We start from the raw sequence: 18,471 nt of genomic DNA, 5'->3' as shown, positions 1-18,471 counted from the left end.
TGGAGCTTCCATGCCAGGCGTCACCCGACTTTCCGTACGCAACATCCGCAAAAGCTTCGGCACCCACGAGGTCTTGCGCGGCATTTCCCTCGATGCCCAGGATGGCGACGTCATCTCGCTGCTCGGGGCATCCGGCTCCGGAAAATCCACCTTCCTGCGCTGCATCAACCTGTTGGAGACGGCAACCGACGGAGAGATCTGGGTTGATGGCGAGCAGGTTCGAATGGTTCACAAGGGCGGCACGAGCCGGCCCGCGAGCCAGAAGCAGGTCGATCATATCCGCTCGGAGCTCGGCATGGTCTTCCAGTCCTTCAATCTCTGGTCGCACATGACGATCTTGCAGAACGTGATCGAGGGACCGGTCCATGTCCTCAAACGCCCGCGCACCGAATGTATCGCCGAGGCCGAGGTGTTGCTCGAGAAGGTCGGCATTGCCGACAAGCGCCATGCCTATCCTGCGCACCTGTCCGGCGGGCAGCAGCAGCGCGCCGCGATCGCCCGGGCGCTGGCGATGAAACCGAAGGTCATGCTTTTCGACGAGCCGACCTCGGCGCTCGACCCGGAACTCGTCGGTGAGGTGTTGCGCGTCATGCGTGCGCTCGCCGAGGAGGGGATGACCATGCTGGTCGTAACCCATGAGATGAGCTTTGCCCGCAATGTCTCCAACCGGGTCGTCTTCATGAAGGAAGGCCTGGTCGACAGCAGCGGCACGCCGGACGAGATGTTCGGCGGCGGAGCCTCGCCCGCCTTTCGCCAGTTCATCGGCCATTTCGGAAGCGCGCAATGACGGTCACCATCGACACGCGGATCGGCTGGCGCGAGGTGGCCCGCGTCGCGGCCGGGGAGACGGTTGCGCTTTCTCGCGCGGCGTGGGCACGCGTGGACAATGCCAGTCGCATCGTTGCGCGCATTGTCGAGACGGGGGTGCGCGCCTACGGCATCAATACCGGCGTCGGCGCGCTTTCGGACACGGTCGTTGGTCGCGACCATCAAAGCCGGCTGTCGCGCAACATTGTTCTCAGTCACGCCTGCGGCGTCGGCGATGTCTTGGCCGCACGCGAGGTCCGAGCAATCATCGCTGCGCAAATCGCCAACTTTGCCCACGGCCATTCCGGTGTGAGCGCGGACATTATCCGCTATCTTGCGGGATTCCTGGAAAAGGACTGTGTGCCGGATGTCCCATCGAAAGGCTCGGCCGGTTACCTTACGCACAACGCCCACACCGCGCTCGTCCTCATCGGCGAGGGAAGCGCGCAGGTGGCCGGCCAGCGCATGAGTGGCCGCGAGGCGCTCAGCGCTATCGGCCTTTCGCCGCTTGTGCTCGGCGCGAAGGAGGGATTGAGCCTCGTCAATGGTACGGCCTGCGCAACGGGTCTTGCAAGCGTTGCACTCGCGCGCACCGAGCGGCTGCTCGACTGGGCGGATGCGATCGCAGCCCTCACTTTGGAGGCAGCCGGCTGCCAGATGGCGGCCTTCGACGAAGCGGTTCTGGCGCTTCGCCCGTCGCGCGGCCTCGGGCACGTCGGTGCTACCCTGCGAGAGCGCCTGGAAGGCAGCGGGCTCGTCGCGGCTGCGCTCGGCCGGCGCACGCAGGATGCGCTCAGTCTCCGCGCGATCCCGCACGCCCACGGGGCCGCCCGCGACCTCTTTGACCATGCATCTGATGTCGTAGACCGCGAGCTTGCTTCCGTCACTGACAATCCGACGGTGTCAGGAACGCCCCACAGTCCGATCGTCTCGTCGCAAGCCCATGCCGTCGCGCCCGCCCTCGCACAGGCGTGCGACAACCTGGCGATCGCCCTTGGGCAGATATCCGCCATGAGCGAGCGCCGCACGGATCGGCTTGTCAATCCGTTGGTGAGCGGCCTGCCGCCGTTCCTGGCAAGCGACGCCGGCAGCAACTCCGGCTTCATGATTGCGCAATATACCGCGGCAGCGCTCAGCAATGAGAACCGCAGGCTGGCGGCTCCGGCCTCGACAGATGGCGGCCTGACTTCTGCTCTCCAGGAGGACTTTCTCGCGCATCCGACGGCGGCCGCAAACAAGCTACTGAACGTGGTCGACAATGCCGAATACATCCTGGCGATCGAGCTGATGGCGGCTGCCCAGGCTCATGACTTCCTGTCCGCGACCGCAGCGCGCGCGCAAGGGACTGATGCCATCTATCGCCTCGTGCGCGGGGTCGTTGCGCATTACGACGACGATCGTCCGCTTGCCGGCGACATGGAAGCGCTTCGCATCCTGGTCCGGGAAGACATGCCACCGGTCGTGAACGGAGGGAGCAGGGATGACGGTCGAGTTTGACGTTGCCGTTATCGGCCTCGGCGCCATGGGAAGTGCTGCACTGTCCTTTCTTTCGGCGCGCGGCGCCAAGACGATCGGCATCGATGCCTATTTCCCGGCCCATGCGCTCAGTTCCTCGCATGGAGACAGCCGCCTGATCCGGCTCGGGTACTTCGAGGATCCATCCTATGTGCCGCTGCTGCAACGTGCCTATTACAACTGGCGCGCGTTGGAAATCCGGCTTCGCACGGAGATCTTGACGACAACCGGCGTCCTCCAGGTTGGTGCTGCGGACAGCAAGATCGTCGCGGGAACGCGCGCGTCCTGTGAGATGCACGGTTTGGCGCATGAGGTGCTCGATAAGGCTGAGATGGGACGCCGGTTCCCCGCCTTTCAACTGGACGACGACGAGATCGCGGTCCTCGATCCGCAGGGCGGCTATCTCAGGCCGGAAGCAGCCATTGCGGGCTAACTGAAACTTGCCGCACAGGATGGCGCCGTTCTCCACTTCGGTGAACGGATAACCGCAATCGAGCCGGGCGACGGCGGTGTCACGCTCCGCTCAGCCGATGGACTTTATCGCGCGAAGAAGGCGGTGGTTGCGACCGGACCCTGGATCGCCGAACTCGTTCCGCAGTTGAAGGCGCATGCGGTGCCGATCCGGCAGGTCGTTGCCTGGTACCAGCCACGCGACGGCTTCGCGACCGAACCGCGGCGCATGCCCTGCTTTCTTAGGGACGAGGGAGCAGGGGGCTCTTACTTCGGCTTTCCAGCGATCGGCATTGATGGCGTCAAAGTCGGCAGGCATGCACATTTTCGCGAACGGATCAATCCGGATGAGCCAAACCCGCCGGTCAACGATGCGGACACGGCGCTGCTCGATGGCTTTATCTCCAAGCGCGTGCCGGCGGCCGCCGGACAGCGTGTCAATGCCGTGACGTGCCGCTATACGATGTTGCCGAGCGAGGATTTCTTGCTCGACCTCGCGCCCGGCAATCCGAACGTCGTCGTCGCTTCGCCCTGTTCGGGACATGGCTTCAAGTTTACCAGCGTCGTCGGTGAAATCTTGGCGGACCTCGCACTCGAGGCCGCAACCAGCTTGCCGGTGGCCGCCTTCTCTTTCGATGCCATGAACCGTTTCGAGTGCGGGGCGCGCGTTACAGACATTCCACTTGGATGATCGAGCGGCCGATTGCACCAGGAAACCGCCAACGACCGAAATATCATCCGTCAGCCGGTGACGCGTAAATTTGATCCCGCTGACGCGCGGTGTTCTCGTTATGTGCTCTCAAGATCGCATAATATATCGACTGGAACGCTGCAGTGCCGGACACCTCCATTGAACCCTGATGTACCCGCTGGGCCCGCTCGACTGTTCGGCTTGTTATTTCTTCTTTTCATGCTATATGTAGGTAACTACCTACATGGAGGTGTTAGCTGTGGGGATTACGACCCTTTCCAGCCGAGAGCTGAACCACGACGTGAGTAGCGCCAAGAAGGCGGCAAAAAGCGGCCCGGTCATCATCACGGATCGCGGCAGGCCTTCCCATGTGCTCATGACCTACAATGAATTTGAGCGCTTGACCGGCAAGCACCGCAGTCTTGTCGAGGGTCTCGCCATGCCTGGCCTCTCGGGGATCGATTTCGAGCCGCACCGCGCTGAAATTAGTCCGCGCGAAGTGGACTTGTCTTGAGATACCTGCTCGATACCAACGTCGTTTCCGAATTGCGCAAGATCGGTGACGGCAAAGCCGATGCCAATGTGGTCGCATGGATCGGAGCGGAAGATGCGTCCCGCTTCTTCCTTTCGGCCATCACAATTCTCGAACTGGAGCGGGGTGTACTCGGGGTGCAGCGCCGAGACGCCGCACAAGGCGCTCGGTTGCGTTCTTGGCTCGACAGTCATGTGCGTCCGGAATTCGCCGGCCGTATTCTTCCGGTTGACGATGTGGTTGCGACACGGTGCGCGCACCTGCACATCCCCGACCGGCGCAATGAGGCCGACGCGCTGATTGCGGCGACGGCGATGGTTCACGACATGATCGTTGTCACCCGAAACACCAGAGACTTCGAAGGCACCGGCGTCGTTATCGTCGATCCCTGGCAAGGCTGATCGTTTCACTCCTATCCGAATACAGGCCGTTCCTGACCGGGCGAGTTCGATTGCTGGGTGGCCGGATCGAATCCGTTCAAGGCGATGGATAGGAGTTTAGATTCCGGACTGGCAGCCATGTTCCCGGGTTCCGATCGTCTCAGTAGGGCGGGGAGGGTCGCGCCGCTGCGGCCAGCGCGAATGGCCGCGATGCGGACTAAGCGGTCGTCGCCAAGCCGATTGCCGGATGACCTGTTTGGGGCCGAATCCGAAATGTCGGCTTCTAGCGTTCAATTATGGGAATGCGGCCATTTCGACCTCGTGGGCTTGCCAGTGGGTCAGAATGAGGGATGTCGCTTTGCATTTAAACGTGAGAATGCACCTGTTTTAGCCAAGGTTGGCATTTAATACTGAGAATCTGAGCGGCCGGAATCTCAAATTAAACTGCAACTGCGAACACGCCATTGATCGGCATGTATGGGTCATGATCTCGTCGATAGCGCCGCTGAAACGCGCCTTGTTCGCACCCATCATTTGGCCGCGTAGCATGTCGAGCATCTCAGGTCCGGCCCGCTCGACGATGGCCACTCCGGCCAGCAGAGCTGGTCGCAGATGCAGCGGCAGGATCGGACTTGCCGGTGTCGTCAGGCTCCCCCGTTCGACGACATCATCGAGATCTGGAATGATTGCGCCGATCACCCTGTATCGCCACGGTTCGTATCCTCGGGAGATGGGTCTCGTCACCCGTCGCATCAGCAGAAGCCGCGCGATCTCGGCCGGCGATGTCCAGGTTCGGACATTGCGTTCGGCTTCATCGTCGAGGAGCCGTTCTCCTATGAGAGAAGTCCCATGGTAGCGGCCGAAAGCAGTTGGCGGTCATGCCTGCCTGAGTGCCGGAGCAGGCAGCCGCAAAGCGTGCAGGTGATACGCCAGCCGAAAAGCTGGCTCCGAAGAACGGGCCTGGGGTCGTGCTTTGCCGGATGACAGCGAGAGCACGATTGGACAGGTTCCTTGGCAATCAGGCGCCGCGACGATTGCGCGATATTCGCGAAGGTCATGCGGTGAACCATGGTCTGATCAGCGGAGAACATGCGGGCAAGGCGGAAGACCTGATCCTCGTTGAGGTCGAGATCTGCGGCGCGCAGGGATGACGCCTCTGGAAGGCAATGCCGAAGCATAGCCAGGGGAGGGACAGCATAGAACTCGGCATGCCGGCCGATCCACGACGACAGAAGCTCATCCGTGCGAGGCGCCAGCGTTACCGGCAACCGCCGCGAGGTCTCTCCCATATCAGGCGAAGGCGGCTTCCGCATCAAACTCCGGCTCCCATTTCTCGATGGCTGCGTCCGTAATCCTTTCTTGGCCGCTTTTGATGGCCTCGATAGCGAGTGAGTTGATAATGTGAAAGATGTTCGCGGTGACGCCTTCGGTGATCTGTAGCATCCGCCGCAGCGATTTTGCTGTTAGCACCGATGGTAGACGCAGCGGCGTGTTGCGCAGGATCAAGGCGATCAAGATTTCGAACTGCTCGTTGGCGGCCCAGCGGTTCAACGTAAACTGCTCGAAGCGGCGGGCCAATTGCACATCGCCGCCGATGGCTTCGCGGGCGTCATTAACCCCGAAGCAGACGAGAGAGATCTGGAGGCGGTTGCTAAGAAAACGCAATGTGTTGAGGACAATACGCTGCTCGCGATAGCTTCCGGCAAGAATATTATGCACTTCGTCGATCACTAGCACCTGCACACCGATCGCTTCCATGATCCGCAAAGCGGCCTGCTCCATCTGCGCGATATCGGCGCGTGGCCGCTGCGGTGCACCGAGCAGGGTCAGCAGTCCGGCGTAGAACCGCCGTTCGCCGGGGCGGCTGGTCATCTCCATGGCCAGGACCGGTGTCTTCAGCTTACCGGTAATCGAATTGAAGCTTGGCGGGTCCACGGAAGCGCTTCATGATCATCGTCTTGCCCATGCCGCTGTCGCCATAAATGGCGATGGATGGCATTCGCGTTCCACGCGGATGATCGAGCAAGAGGTTCAGTCGATCGAGCACCTGCTTTGCCCGCGGATAAACAAGCCAGCGGCGCGATCTGATCGCGCGGATGCGCTGTTCGTCGGCTTCAGCAATCAGCGCTGCGGCGCTCGCGGTCAGGTGGAGAGTTCGGTGTTCATGCCAGCTCACTCCGTGTCCTCGTCAAAGGCCACAGGTTTGCTGGAGTCGACCCCGCGAAGCGAGCCCCATCCGCCGTCATCCACCCTCGTTTTTGCGCTGCCTGGACGGCCGCGTCGCGCAGCCGCCGTCTTCTTGACCGCTGCGTCCACCAGTTTGCGCTGCTCGATCGCAGATGATCCGCGACGTGGCGTTCTCGTGCTTTATGGTGCGGTAGCACACGTCGTCGGGTCTTTGCCGCTGCGACGCTGCGGGAATGACGCACAAGCTCACCCCGGCCGCCACGATACCCAATGCAGTTTGAATTTCGCGGACCTCTTCCACGCTTCCTTGAGAAATGCCTAGCTCGGTCAACATCTTGAGGATCTCGTCCGCAAAGCTCGGCCGTGGAGCCGACGGATAGACGACCAGCGGTTGCCCTCGAGTTCGGCACGGGCGATCGGTTCGGTGGAAAGCGATTTCGGGTGTCCGTTGGGGAAGGCGACGACCAGCCGTTCCTCTCGCGACGTCAGCCTCTCAATCTCGCTATCATTGAATCGGACCCTGCCGAAGCCGACATCGATCCGCCTTTCCTTGAGAGCGGTGACCTGTTCGGTCGACACCATTTCCCGGATCTCGATGTACAGATCGGGCCAACGTCCGCGCATTCGACGGACGAGGTCCGGGATGCCGCCATAAAGCGTCGAGCCCACTGCCGGGACCACCGTTGGCCGATCCGACCGCCGGCTCAGAGCGAGTGCGCTGAGAAAATCCGCCGCGACACACCGCCTGTCCCGGCGAAGCGCCGTGCCCGCGGATAAGCCGGCGCGTCGGGCAGCGTGGCTGGGCTAAGAAATCGCATAAAGTATCAACAGGAACCGCAAAGAATGACAGGACTACGGCCGACGCGACTAGGCCTCGATCGCCCGGCGGTGCCGTTCCACCGGTGCCCGAAAACCTAGCCTTATCGCTGATGCACATAAGTGCCGGGCGCATCGTCGATCGGGGGATATCTCTTGGGAACGCCGAGGACCGGCGGTGCCACCCGTTCCGGCGCTGAATGGCCGGCGAGCCACTCGACCCAGTCCGGCCACCATGAGCCGTCCTTCGATGTGGCTGCCGCGGCCCATTCGTCCGCGCTGACGCTGGGATCGCCCTCACGTGACAATGCGATGCGAAAACCTCGCCCGGGATGGTCTGGCTCCGAGACGATGCCGGCATTGTGGCCCCCGCTTGTCAGCACAAAAGTGACGTCGGTGTCGGTGAGATAATGTATCTTGTACACGGAACGCCACGGTGCGACGTGGTCTCGCTCCGTCCCAACGACGAACATCGGAAGGCGGATGTTCTGGAGGTGAGCCGGTCGTCCGTCAACGATGAAACGGCCGGCGGCAAGTTCGTTGTCGAGATAGAGACGCTGCAGATATTCCGCATGCATCCTGTAGGGCATGTGGGTCGGGTCCGCGTTCCACGCCATAAGATCGGTCATCGGGGTGCGTTTACCGATCAGATAGTCGTGGACAAGGCGCGACCACACGAGATCGTTGGTGCGCAGCAGTTGAAATGCCCCCGCCATCTGATCGGCAGAAAGACAGCCACTATGCCACATCATGCTGTCGAGAAAATGCAGCTGGCTGTGATCGATGAACAACGCCAATTCGCCAGGTTCGGAGAAGTCCGTCTGAGCGGCAAACAGCGTGACCGACGCCAAACGCTGGTCCTCGGTGCGCGCCAGCGCGGCCGCCGTGATCGCTAGAAGCGTCCCTCCCAGGCAGTAGCCCGTTGCGTGGATCTTGCGTTCAGGAACGATGGCGCTGACGGCATCAAGCGCGGCCAGGATTCCCAGTCTCCGGTAATCGTCGAGAGTAAGGTCGCGGTCCCTCGCGGTGGGATTGCGCCAGGAAATGCAGAAGACGGTGTGGCCCCGCGCCACGAGATAGCCGATCAGGGAATTATGCGGTGAAAGGTCGAGGATGTAGTATTTCATGATCCAGGCCGGCACGATCAGGATCGGCTCGGCCAGGACGTCCTTCGTCGCGGGCGCATACTGGATCAGCTCGATCAGGTGGTTTCGGTAGACGACCTTTCCAGACGTGGCCGCGACATCGTGTCCTACGCGGAAGGCTTCCGTCCCGACCGGAGGTTGCCTCATGGCCATCCGGCCGACGTCTTCGAGCCAGTTGCGGAATCCCTGCGCGAAGTTCGCCCCGCCCGTCTCCATTGCCTTGTGGATCACTTCCGGGTTGGCAAAGGGAATGTTGGACGGCGAGAACATGTCCAGCAACTGGCGCGCGGTGAAGGAGACGACATCCTCGTGGTGCGGTGTCATGCCCGGGACGTTGCGCGTAACATTGTGCCACCACTGCTGGCACAGCAAGAAAGCCTGCGCCCAGATTGTGTAGGGTTGCTTTTGCCAACCCTCCGCACGAAACCGGTTGTCTCCCGGCAGCGCCTCGATGCAGGGTGTCGCGTCCGGACGCGTCGCGGCTGCAGCCATGTAAGTCAGCAGAAGGCCCCAATTCTGCCCTGCCTTATCGGCGAGTTCCATGCGCTTCCCCGGAGCCGATGCGAGATGGATCGACCAGTCGAAATAGGCGAGCATCAATGCGGCAGGTGAAAGACCTCCGGTCGCCATTGCACTCAGAGCCTCACGCATCCGATCGATCGCCCGGAATGCTTCGCCGCCCGCGTCCTCGTCTTCGTATGGCAGCGCCGACTGAGCCGTTATCGAGCTGGCGGACCCTGCTTTCCTCGCGCGGGCTGCGGCCAAAACTGGTCTTTCAGGCGTCTTCATTGCGAAACTCCATTCAGCCTTGCTGCGCAGTCGTTCACGCCGATTTAATGCCCGATCGCCGACGGGGATCAACGAAGTGTCGTCGATCGGAGCAGCAGACGGAAGCTACCATTTATGATGGTGCGCTGCTTGTCAGTTCTGGGCAAGTAAGGCCTTTCGGCATTCCGAAGCGCAGGTCCGCCTTGCGCTGGAGGAGGTACATCAACTTCCCCAGAAGAGCTCTCATCCCGAAAACACGTCGGTGTTCGGGAGGCGCGCCGCGCTGTCTGGCTATCGTGCGAATGGTTCAGAAGCGAAATCGAACGAGGCGCCCCATACGATAGGGGGTTAGGATCATGCTGAAGAGCTGCAGCGCGATCTGGACGGGCGGTGACATCCGCGCCATCTGTCCGATGTCCCAATCCGAACGATCCTCGATGAGCTTTAGCCCCGAAACCCGCCGTTCTATCTCTGCCGGGTCGTCGAGCGCCCAATGGAGACAGGCACCGGTGGCGCGGATTGCCGGATTGAAGCGCAGCAGTCGGATCGCGAAGCTGCTATAGGCATCGAAGGCTATCTCGCCCGAGGGAAAGTGGCCGGCGATCCGCCGCAAAACCTGTGAAACTTGCCGTTCCTTCAGATAAGGCAGAACGCCCTCGGCGACGATCATGGCCGGCCTGTCGGAAGGAAGGTTCGCAATCCACCCGCGCTGAACGATCGAGCCGGCAACCATCGTGCAGCCCGCACGGTCCGGGTAGATCTGCTGACGCAAGGAGATGACGTCCGGGAAATCCACTTCGAACCAGCGAACCCCCGGCCCAGGATTTATCCGGAAGATGCGACTATCGAGACCACAGCCGAGATGGACAACAGTCGTCTCCGGGCAGTGCTGAAGGAATGCCTCTGTCCAGCGATCAAGCATATAGGCGCGCAACGCGATGCCGATGGCCATGTCCTGACCAACTTTAAGGTGCCGACCGTCCTGATCGATACGGTGCAATGCGTCTGCGGCAAAGCGGTCGCGCAGCAGCGAATCCGGCATGGCGTTTTCGGCTGCCTTGGCTTGGAGCGTGATCAGCAGGGTTTCCCTTGCGCCGGTGAGGCGGATTTGCTCCGATTGCATGGCTTTCTCCAAGGTGCCCGGCATCAGGAGCGTACTCTCTCTGTCGCATCCGCAGCAACGGTTTCTTATCCGCAACATCAATCAAGCTATCGTGCGGGGCAGCAGCCAAATCTGCCGCGTAGCACCGATGAGCGCCTGGTGGCGACAGTGAGGAGGCGGACAGGCGGTCCCTCCCCGATACTCTGGAGCGACTGCCAGATTTCGAAAGGCACCGCAGCGCCTCTTGGGATCCGTTAGCGCAGCGCTCGGAGCGCGTGAGTCTGCACGGAACGAACCGCGACCATCGCGGTTCGGAGGAAGGTTGCAGTTTTGCAAGTCTCCCGACCGGATGGCGCCTTGCCTGCTCACTTGCGAGCGGAGAAATTACGATGGCGCGCAGTACCAACCAAAAGCTGATGAAGGCGAGCGACATTCCAGCCTTCGTGGATGACGTCATCGAGGCCGGATGCGATATCTGCGCCGTTGGCCGCGACAAATACGTGATTGGACATACCGACCTGCCACCGGGCGCCTATGAGAAGAAGAGGCGCATGTTAGACAGGATCGAAGAAGCGTATGGCGATCGTGATTTCCTCAAGGTCGAGATTGTCGCTTACCTGCGATCAATTGGCCGATTTGTCGACGTCGGGACAGACGGATCTGAATAGAAGGTCTCGCCGGGATGCCCATGTCGGGCGAGAACATCTGCCGCCGCTGCTCCGGAACAGGCAAGCTCGACGGCGAAGCATGCCCAGACTGAGGCGGGACGGTAAAGGTGATCACTCCGATTGGTGGCGCGCCGGGTAAGGTGTCTTGAGGTGGAATGGCGCCTTGAAGTGTGCGATGCCATTTCCGGGATGCCCTCCCGCGGCGGATAAGCGAGCGCGCCCAGCGTTCCGTGCGCTTGGGCAGTGCCCCCGGTTCGCTGAGTCGATTTCGGGTGCGTGAGGCTTGGCGACGCCGACTGGATACCTGCGCGCTGAAGCCCATTGCCGCTGCGCGCGATGCCGAGTATCGGCGCAATGGGTACCCGCTGCATTTCTGCTAGCCGGTGTTGAGGACTCTCTCAGAGGACCGCGAGAGGCGCTCGCGATCTTCTGATGAGCCCAACCAGCTGAGGTGACTATCACGGATATTTCATTGTGCAGCGCAGCAACAATCCGGGGCTAGCCACGTTGTTACTCGGGCGCGCAGCCCTACCGCTGATGCAAGGAGATATCCATTCATGAGAACCCTATCCGTTATCCTTCCAAGAATTACGCGGCCCAGTACGGGCAAGGCGGCGCACCTGCACTCCGGCAACAGGCTTTCCACACTAACGAATTTCGGGTCGAACCCAGGTAAGTTGAAAGCCAGATATTATCTGCCGCCGAACCTGGCAAAGAGACCGGCGCTCGTCGTCGCTGTGCACGGATGCACACAGATTCCAGCCGATTACGATGTCTGTTCCGGCTGGTCGAAACTGGCCGAGAGGCATGGCTTCGCGCTGCTTTACCCGCAGCAGGTGCGCGACAATAACGGCAATCTCTGCTTCAACTGGTTCTTGCCTGGCGATATCCGGCGCGAAGCGGGCGAGGCTCTTTCCATTCGGCAAATGATCCAGACGATGTGCTCGAGGCACAAGATCGCCGGTGAAAAAATTTATGTGACGGGACTGTCCGCCGGTGGCGCAATGGCGAATGTCTTGCTTTCGACCTATCCCGAGGTTTTCGCTGGCGGAGCGATCATTGCCGGGCTCCCATACGCAACCGCGCTGACCCTCTCGCAGGCATTCGAGCGGATGCGCGGGCACGGCATGCCGTCGACGCGAGAACTGCGCGCCAAAGTTCTGTCGGCATCCAGCCATACGGGACCATGGCCGACAATCTCCGTCTGGCATGGAACGAGGGACAGCACTGTTGCCGAAGTGAACGCGCGCGCAATCGTCGAACAGTGGCGCGGCGTGCATGGCTTGGGCGAGGCGCCGACGGTCACTGAAACGATAGACGGGCAGACGCGCAAGGTCTGGAAGGACAATGACGGACGGCAGGTCGTCACTCTCTATAGCATCGAAGGCATGGGGCACGGGCTGCCGCTTGATCTGGCGAGTGGCTATGGAAAGCGCGGTCCCTACATGCTCGACGTTGGTATATCGTCAACCGCCCATATTGCCTATTCATGGGGATTGACGCGAAAACTGACGAGAGACCGACGTGACGAGGCAAAGCCGACGCATCCACTCTACATGCGGATCGTTCACGCTCGGCTCAGAACAAAATCCTGAAAGTCATCGCCGACGCTCTTCGATCGGCCGGGCTGATGCCGAAACAGACTCCGTCTGATTTTCTGGCCTCTGATACTGCGGTGACCACCCGCGCGCGAGCCCGCGGCTCATGAACTGCTCAGCGACTGCAAGCTGCTCGCGCAGATGCTTGCAGTCGAGCAGCAGTGTGGCGATCGCTGCGCGCGGATCTTCATCGTGCCAGGCGAGGGCGGCTTCGACCTCCCAATCGAGATCGGCGCTCTTCGCCTTTATTTCTGGGGCGGTCATTGTAATTTCAGGCTTAGCTGGATGCTGCGTTGGGGGATCGTCAAGGGTTTGCCGGTCTCAATCCGCCCAACCACCTCCTTGCGCCGCGCTGCCTCGCGCTCTCTTTTTGCGCGCAAAGCCGCCACGATGGAGTGAGCGCGCTCGATCACGTCTTCCGCATTGGTCATGAGAACCTCATTCTTCTCATCTGCCAATGACGTCAAGGGCTAACACTCCCCGGCATTTGAGGCGCCGGAGGAGCTCGTCGCCCATCAGGCCCTCATGCAAGGAACGGAAGCCTGGCAATTCATGGACGGCGAAAAGATCATTACCGGGGGCGCTTCAAGGCCGACAACGCCCGGGCTCTCCCCGCCGCCGCATTGGCTGGGGGTAGCTTGGATCCCCGATGGCGTGACCCGTGAATATGCAGCATCCGGCGCGCTGGTTCCGGTCATGACACGCTATCCACCACCTCTGCCGGCATATATGTCATCCGCCCGTCGGGGCAGCATCCCGCAAAGAAGATACGTGTCTCACAGAAATGCTGATCGAGTGTTTCGAGGAGGCTCCGACCCCTGTGGGCGTCGGTCGCTCCGCGATGTCAGGGCCTAAAATCGCCGTGAAACCAAACTGAGATCAAGAAGGCTCCAAATCTGCAAGGTAATGCTCTCTTTTAATATCCTCTTCCTACAGGAAAACCCATGACGCACGCGTCGAGGGCTCGAAGGATTAAACTAGGGGCCTGGGGAGGCAAACTAGTCGTGACTGAAGCCCCCGCCACCAGTAGAGGGAGAGGACTTCCGGTTTGAAAGTTCGTTAAGAGCCACGCAAGCCCTGCAAAGGCCTACGCCGCTCGTACGTCACGCGCCAGCCTTCGGGTGCATTTGTCGGCGTGATCACCAACTGGTCTTCCGTCACTTCAAAATTCCGCTCGAGCCGTTGTCCGATAAGGTTGCGAACGAGCGATGAACACACCGTGATGGCAAACGTCTTTTTCGCTTGGTCGATTTCGACCGGGCCATAATAGGCCTCATAGCCATTTGCCATGCAAGGCGTCGGCTCCGCCGCAGCGTCCGGGTTCATGGCCTGCACGGATAGTGTGCCGCTTTTCGAGAGGATCACCTGTCCGGAATACGGAATCTGTTCTGTCTGCCGCTCGCGTCGGTGACCTGAAGGGAGGTCATGTTCCACGCACCAACGAACCCTTTTCGTCGTTGGCGAGGGCCGGGGACAATACGGCCATAAGCTCACAAGGGATTGACGCAACGCCCGTTGCAGAAGATCGCATAATGTATCGGCTGGAATGTGCCGTACTTGGGGGACAGGGTCAGGCTATGCTGCGCTATCGATTTCCGGGATCAACTCCAGTTCGCGATGAAGTGCTATTTCCTCTGTCTTGAGGTTGAAGCTGGTCTGCATGTTCATCCAAAACTCCGGCGTTGTGCGGAAGTATTTGGCGAGGCGCAAAGCGGTATCCGTCGTTATCGGTGTTTGCTCCGCCGCTATGCGTTCGATGCGGGTGCGAGGAACATTGAGCTTTTTCGCCAGTGCACCAGCGCTCATGTTAAGGGGACGTAGGTACTCCTCGCGTAGGATTTCGCCCGGATGGACCGGCGGAAGGATATGGGTCATCTCAAGCTCCCTGTGCCACGATTGGCGTTTAATGGTAGTCAACTATTTCGACGTCTTCGATACCGGCATCTGTCCATACGAAGCATATACGCCACTGATCATTGATCCGGATCGAGTGTTGGCCTTCTCTATCGCCCTTCAGCGCTTCAAGTCGATTTCCCGGAGGGGAACGCAGGTCGTCAAGAGCGGCAGCACTTTCAGGATCGTCAATTTACGAACGGCCGACCTCACGATGTCTGAAGGAAAGCCTTTTGGTGCTTTGCCGCGCGCAACGGCTTCGGTTTTGGCGTCCTTAAATGACCTGATCACGTCCGGCTCTTTATGCTTGTATCATATGGTGATACTGGTGAAAGTCAACCAATATGTATCATTGCACGATACAGATTCGCAATCGCGATCCTTTTTACGCCATCCGAAAATGGCCGATCTTCGGTTCGATACCGTTGTTCAAGGCGAGGGATAGGAGCCGACATCTCGGGTGGCGGCGTATCGTCGGCTTCCGGTCGTCTCAGTCGGGTGGAAAACTTGGAGAGCAACCCAACGAGTGACAGCAATCCGCGCGAGAAGCCGACATTTCCCCACCCCCGCCTTGAAGAGTCGAACTGTCGCGCTGGCGACTCGCATGCTGAACAGTGGCCTTGAGGAGGGGCCGGGGCTTCATCGATTTGCATAAAAAACGCCGTTGAGCTCATTCCTCCCGCATCGCCCGGGCGATCTGGTCGGCCAGCGGCTTGACGAGGTAGGAGAGCGCCGTGCGCTCGCCAGTCTGGATGAACGCCTCGACCGGCATGCCGGCGTGCAGGACGAGGCTGCCGAGCTTGTGGAGCTCGGCCGCGGAAATCCGGATGCGCGCGGCGTACCACGCCTCGCCGGTCTGCGGGTTGGTGCTGAGGTTAGCGGCAATCGTCTGCACTTCGCCGATGATCTCCGGCGTCGTGCGCTGGTTGAAGGCAGAGAAGCGCAAGGTGGCCTTCTGCCCGAGATGCAGCTGATCGATATCGGCCGGCTGCATTTTCGCCTCGACGACGAGGCTGTCGTTGACGGGAACAATCTGCATCGCCGTTTCGCCGGGGGCGATGACGCCGCCGAACCGTGTGCACCGCAAGTTCGTGCACGATGCCGTTCTGCGGCGAGAGGATATCGATGCGCTTCAACTGGTCCTCGGCGGTAACCCGCTGCTCGGTGAGTTCCGCCAGCTTGTTGTCGACGTCGCGCAGTTCCGTTAGCACCTCGGAGCGGCGGTCCTGGTCGAGCTGCAGGACCTGCAGTTCGGTCTCCGTCGTCTGCGTCGCCGCGCGGGCGATCTCCGCCGTCAGTTGGCCGCGCTCGCCCGACAATTGCGCCTTCATCGGCTTCAATTCGGCAAGCCGCGAGAACAGCGCCGGTCCCTGCGCGTGCAAGCTGGTAATGCCCGCGAGTTCCTCATCGATCAGCCGCAGCTCGTCATCCTTCGCATCGCGCCGGACTTTCAGTCCATCTGCCTCCTGCGCCAATTGATGCACGCGCTGCCTGAGCTGCGCTTTCTGGCCGTCGATCGTGCGTTTGCGTGCGTGGAACAGCGCCTTTTCCGCATTGACGTAGGCGGCGACCTCGGGATCGCCCAGCCTCGCTTCGAGCGCCTTCGGGGGCGCCGGTTCTTGCGCCTCGTCGCGCTCGGCGGTGAGCCGAATGGCGCGCGCCTGCGACCGGTCGATCTGCTTGGCGATGACCGTCAGATTGGCGCGTGTGACGGTGTCGTCGGGCCGGACCAGCAACTCGCCCGCCTTCACCTGCTGGCCGTCGCGCACCCGGATCTCGCCGACGATGCCGCCGTCGCGGTGCTGGATGCGCTTGACGTTGCCCTCGACGACAACGGTGCCTGCGCCGACGAAGGCGCCGGAGAGATTGCTCGTTGCCGCCCAGCCGCCAACGCCGAAGACGAGTACCGCGATCGAGACGCCGGCGATCAGCATGTGCGGGAGATGGCCTTGGCGGCGCGGCTTTCTGCTTTGGTGCTCATGCGGTCTCCGAAACGGCGTGGACGGTGGTCTTGCGCAGCACCTCGTCGCGCGGGCCGAAGGCGACGGCTCGGCCCTCGGCCATGAACAGGACCTGATCGACGGCGGCCAGGGCATTCGGCCGGTGGGCGATAACGACAACGATCGCGCCGGCCTTGCGGGCGGCGAGGATGGCATTGGTGAGCGCCGCCTCGCCCTCCGCGTCGAGGCTGGCATTCGGCTCGTCGAGCACCAGCAGGAACGGCTTGCCGTAGAGCGCCCGGGCGAGGCCGATGCGCTGGCGCTGGCCGGCCGACAGGATGGCGCCGGCAGCACCGATCCGGGTGTCGTAGCCTTCCGGCATCGACAGGATCAACTGAAGCACGCCGGCTTGTTCGGCCGCTTCGATGATCGCGGCCGGGTCCACGTCTCTCGCGAAGCGGCTGATGTTCTCGGCGATCGTGCCGTCGAACAGGTCGACGCCTTGCGGTAGGTAGCCGATCGAAGGCCCAAGCGATTCTGGCTCCCATTGGCCGAGCTCGGCCCCGTCGAGGCGGATCGTGCCGCGCGCGGGCGGCCAGACACCGACCAAGGCACGGGCCAGGGTCGACTTGCCGGAGCCGCTTGGGCCGATGATGCCGACGCCCTGGCCCGCGGCGAGCTTGAACGAGACGTCGCGGACGATGGCGGCATTGTTGCCGGGTGCGGCGACGACGAGCCCGGCCGCGTCCAATGTTTGCCGCGGCGCCGGCAGTGGCACCGGCTGGCGGTTCTCGCAGGCGCGTATCGGTTGATGGTGTCTTGGCTTGGCAATTTCACGAGAATTCTCTTTGTAGCGGGCCAATTGCTGGTTCGATGACGCCACCGCGATCAGTGCTGTAGGCTCCCTAGTGTCACACGTCCGCACTCAATGCAGCAGTTGCTTTCATATCGTGAAACCTGATATGAAGCGTAGGAAAGCGTGGGGATGATATGACTGGTAAAGTACTCGTGATTGATCCGATCGAGCGGCAAGACCTCATCAAAGGTCTCGCAAGCGACGTTCGCGTGATGATGTTGAAGTTGCTTCGATCGAGCGGTCCCAAAAACGTGAACGAGATCGCGGAGGAACTAAGTCTTCCCCAGTCAACGGCGTCGATCAACCTGAAGGTGCTCGAGGATTGCGGACTGATCTATACTGAGGGACAGCGGGCCAAAAAGGGCAGCCAGAAAGTCTGTTATTCGGCCTTCCAGGAAATTCTCATTTCGTTTTCAGAGCCAGTGGTTGATCGATTAGCGGACGCGATAGAAGTTTCGATGCCGCTTGGTCTATATACCCAGTTTGAAGTCACCGGCCCGTGTGGGATGTGCTCCAAGGATGGTGTCATCGGCCTTCTCGACGTACCGGACACCTTCCTCGATCCGGACCGTATGAAAGCGGGGCTTCTGTGGTTCAACACGGGGTTCGTAGAATATCAGTTTCCTAACAACACCCTGCTCAAGAAGGCGAAACCTAAGGCAATCGAATTCTCGATGGAACTGAGTTCTGAAGTGCCGGGGACGTCGGCAAACTGGCCGTCCGACATATTTCTGCAGGTCAACGGAATCGAAATCGGCACGTGGACGTCGCCGGGCGATTATGGGGACAAAAGGGGTACTTTCACGCCGGACTGGTGGAAACTCGCGGGTTCACAGTATGGCAAGCTCAAGAACTGGCGCATCAACGAGCAGGGAAGTTTCGTTGATGGAGTGAAGATATCAAACACCAACCTCGATGACCTCGATCTGGACAAGCATCGTTCAATCCGGTTGCGGGTTGGCGTCAAGGACGCGGCCGAGCATCCCGGTGGAATCAACATTTTCGGCAGCGGCTTCGGCAATTACGACCAGGACATCGTGCTCCGAATTCAAATTTGAGAAGTCATACTTTTGCTTGACGTGACCCTCCAATTCGGTTTCATATACCAACAAATTGGATATAA

The 18,471-nt window shown here is 60.8% G+C and carries 20 protein-coding genes and 5 pseudogenes; 9 read left to right on the top strand and 16 right to left on the bottom strand.

Annotated elements, in window-relative coordinates; translation table 11 throughout:
• The first annotated feature begins 10 nt into the window (after positions 1–10).
• The 5 genes and pseudogenes from GHK62_RS32705 (at position 11) to GHK62_RS32685 (ending at position 4,396) form a co-directional block, all read left to right on the top strand.
• Positions 11–787 (top strand): ABC transporter ATP-binding protein, encoded by a 777-nt coding sequence (locus GHK62_RS32705; RefSeq protein ID WP_153443165.1) that lies wholly within the window; start codon positions 11–13, stop codon positions 785–787.
• Entirely contained in the window at positions 784–2,304 is a 1,521-nt protein-coding gene (locus tag GHK62_RS32700; protein WP_153443164.1) for an HAL/PAL/TAL family ammonia-lyase, read from the top strand. Before GHK62_RS32705 ends, GHK62_RS32700 begins: the two co-directional genes overlap by 4 nt.
• A pseudogene (solA, locus tag GHK62_RS32695) lies at positions 2,288–3,463 on the top strand (N-methyl-L-tryptophan oxidase). Before GHK62_RS32700 ends, solA begins: the two are co-directional and overlap by 17 nt.
• A gap of 259 nt (positions 3,464–3,722) precedes the next feature.
• Positions 3,723–3,977 carry a type II toxin-antitoxin system Phd/YefM family antitoxin gene (locus GHK62_RS32690; RefSeq protein ID WP_184108938.1) on the top strand — a complete coding sequence of 85 codons (255 nt, stop codon included), beginning with the start codon at positions 3,723–3,725 and terminating at the stop codon, positions 3,975–3,977.
• Positions 3,974–4,396 (top strand): type II toxin-antitoxin system VapC family toxin, encoded by a 423-nt coding sequence (locus tag GHK62_RS32685; protein ID WP_153443162.1) that lies wholly within the window; start codon positions 3,974–3,976, stop codon positions 4,394–4,396. Before GHK62_RS32690 ends, GHK62_RS32685 begins: the two co-directional genes overlap by 4 nt.
• A gap of 366 nt (positions 4,397–4,762) precedes the next feature.
• Here the strand turns inward: GHK62_RS32685 and GHK62_RS34745 are convergent, their stop codons facing one another.
• The 8 genes from GHK62_RS34745 to GHK62_RS32660 form a co-directional block, all read right to left on the bottom strand.
• Positions 4,763–5,074, bottom strand: coding sequence for a hypothetical protein (locus GHK62_RS34745; protein ID WP_234887131.1), 312 nt, complete (start codon positions 5,072–5,074; stop codon positions 4,763–4,765).
• A gap of 134 nt (positions 5,075–5,208) precedes the next feature.
• Complete coding sequence (locus GHK62_RS34740) at positions 5,209–5,664, bottom strand: TniQ family protein (RefSeq protein ID WP_234887137.1); 456 nt, start codon at positions 5,662–5,664, stop codon at positions 5,209–5,211.
• A 1-nt stretch (position 5,665) separates the two neighbouring features.
• Complete coding sequence (locus tag GHK62_RS32675; protein WP_283066874.1) at positions 5,666–6,310, bottom strand: TniB family NTP-binding protein; 645 nt, start codon at positions 6,308–6,310, stop codon at positions 5,666–5,668.
• Positions 6,276–6,551 (bottom strand): TniB family NTP-binding protein, encoded by a 276-nt coding sequence (locus GHK62_RS35355; protein WP_283066876.1) that lies wholly within the window; start codon positions 6,549–6,551, stop codon positions 6,276–6,278. The genes GHK62_RS32675 and GHK62_RS35355 overlap by 35 nt, the downstream gene beginning before the upstream one ends.
• 66 nt (positions 6,552–6,617) lie before the next feature.
• Positions 6,618–6,896, bottom strand: coding sequence for a type 2 periplasmic-binding domain-containing protein (locus tag GHK62_RS34735; RefSeq protein WP_234887130.1), 279 nt, complete (start codon positions 6,894–6,896; stop codon positions 6,618–6,620).
• Positions 6,890–7,243: a LysR substrate-binding domain-containing protein gene (locus GHK62_RS34730; RefSeq protein ID WP_283066879.1), complete on the bottom strand. Its 354-nt coding sequence runs from the start codon at positions 7,241–7,243 to the stop codon at positions 6,890–6,892. Before GHK62_RS34730 ends, GHK62_RS34735 begins: the two co-directional genes overlap by 7 nt.
• Positions 7,244–7,482: 239 nt before the next feature.
• Entirely contained in the window at positions 7,483–9,312 is a 1,830-nt protein-coding gene (locus tag GHK62_RS32665; protein ID WP_153443161.1) for a PHA/PHB synthase family protein, read from the bottom strand.
• Between the two features lie 286 nt (positions 9,313–9,598).
• Entirely contained in the window at positions 9,599–10,414 is an 816-nt protein-coding gene (locus tag GHK62_RS32660; RefSeq protein ID WP_153443160.1) for a class I SAM-dependent methyltransferase, read from the bottom strand.
• Positions 10,415–10,782: 368 nt separating this feature from the next.
• Between GHK62_RS32660 and GHK62_RS32655 the strand changes: the two genes are divergently transcribed.
• The gene (locus GHK62_RS32655) at positions 10,783–11,061 is read left to right on the top strand and encodes a hypothetical protein (protein WP_153443159.1); all 279 of its coding nucleotides are present in this window, start codon (positions 10,783–10,785) and stop codon (positions 11,059–11,061) included.
• Between the two features lie 557 nt (positions 11,062–11,618).
• Positions 11,619–12,694 (top strand): annotated as a pseudogene (locus GHK62_RS32650) (extracellular catalytic domain type 1 short-chain-length polyhydroxyalkanoate depolymerase); the annotation flags it as partial.
• Here the strand turns inward: GHK62_RS32650 and GHK62_RS32645 are convergent.
• On the bottom strand, positions 12,660–12,923 hold the full coding sequence (locus GHK62_RS32645; protein WP_184108940.1) for a hypothetical protein: 264 nt from the start codon (positions 12,921–12,923) through the stop codon (positions 12,660–12,662). The pseudogene GHK62_RS32650 and the gene GHK62_RS32645 overlap by 35 nt on opposite strands.
• Complete coding sequence (locus GHK62_RS33795) at positions 12,920–13,090, bottom strand: hypothetical protein (protein ID WP_167528422.1); 171 nt, start codon at positions 13,088–13,090, stop codon at positions 12,920–12,922. Before GHK62_RS33795 ends, GHK62_RS32645 begins: the two co-directional genes overlap by 4 nt.
• A 58-nt stretch (positions 13,091–13,148) precedes the next feature.
• On the opposite strand from GHK62_RS33795, the pseudogene GHK62_RS34725 reads away from it, so the two are divergent.
• Positions 13,149–13,536: pseudogene (locus GHK62_RS34725) on the top strand (LysR substrate-binding domain-containing protein); the annotation flags it as partial.
• A gap of 182 nt (positions 13,537–13,718) precedes the next feature.
• On the opposite strand, the gene GHK62_RS35135 reads toward GHK62_RS34725, so the two are convergent.
• From GHK62_RS35135 to GHK62_RS32615, 6 genes and pseudogenes are all read right to left on the bottom strand, one after another.
• Positions 13,719–14,093, bottom strand: a complete 375-nt coding sequence (locus GHK62_RS35135) for a lipocalin-like domain-containing protein (RefSeq protein ID WP_283066884.1) — start codon at positions 14,091–14,093, stop codon at positions 13,719–13,721.
• A 141-nt stretch (positions 14,094–14,234) separates the two neighbouring features.
• Positions 14,235–14,534 (bottom strand): HigA family addiction module antitoxin, encoded by a 300-nt coding sequence (locus GHK62_RS32630; RefSeq protein WP_153443157.1) that lies wholly within the window; start codon positions 14,532–14,534, stop codon positions 14,235–14,237.
• Positions 14,535–14,562: 28 nt separating this feature from the next.
• A pseudogene (locus GHK62_RS32625) lies at positions 14,563–14,843 on the bottom strand (type II toxin-antitoxin system RelE/ParE family toxin).
• Between the two features lie 379 nt (positions 14,844–15,222).
• Positions 15,223–15,546: a beta-barrel domain-containing protein gene (locus tag GHK62_RS35130; protein ID WP_475527767.1), complete on the bottom strand. Its 324-nt coding sequence runs from the start codon at positions 15,544–15,546 to the stop codon at positions 15,223–15,225.
• Positions 15,428–16,486, bottom strand: coding sequence for a hypothetical protein (locus GHK62_RS35410; protein ID WP_475527766.1), 1,059 nt, complete (start codon positions 16,484–16,486; stop codon positions 15,428–15,430). Before GHK62_RS35410 ends, GHK62_RS35130 begins: the two co-directional genes overlap by 119 nt.
• Before the next feature lie 43 nt (positions 16,487–16,529).
• A pseudogene (locus GHK62_RS32615) lies at positions 16,530–17,276 on the bottom strand (ATP-binding cassette domain-containing protein); the annotation flags it as partial.
• 206 nt (positions 17,277–17,482) lie between these two features.
• On the opposite strand from GHK62_RS32615, the gene GHK62_RS32610 reads away from it, so the two are divergent.
• Positions 17,483–18,406 (top strand): ArsR/SmtB family transcription factor, encoded by a 924-nt coding sequence (locus GHK62_RS32610; protein WP_153443156.1) that lies wholly within the window; start codon positions 17,483–17,485, stop codon positions 18,404–18,406.
• Positions 18,407–18,471: the final 65 nt, after the last annotated feature.

The organism is Sinorhizobium terangae, from assembly GCF_009601505.1.
In the GTDB taxonomy this organism is placed as follows: Bacteria; Pseudomonadota; Alphaproteobacteria; order Rhizobiales; family Rhizobiaceae; genus Sinorhizobium; species Sinorhizobium terangae.
Note: the sequence above shows the minus strand (reverse complement) of the source record. Positions and strands in the feature narration are given on the sequence as shown.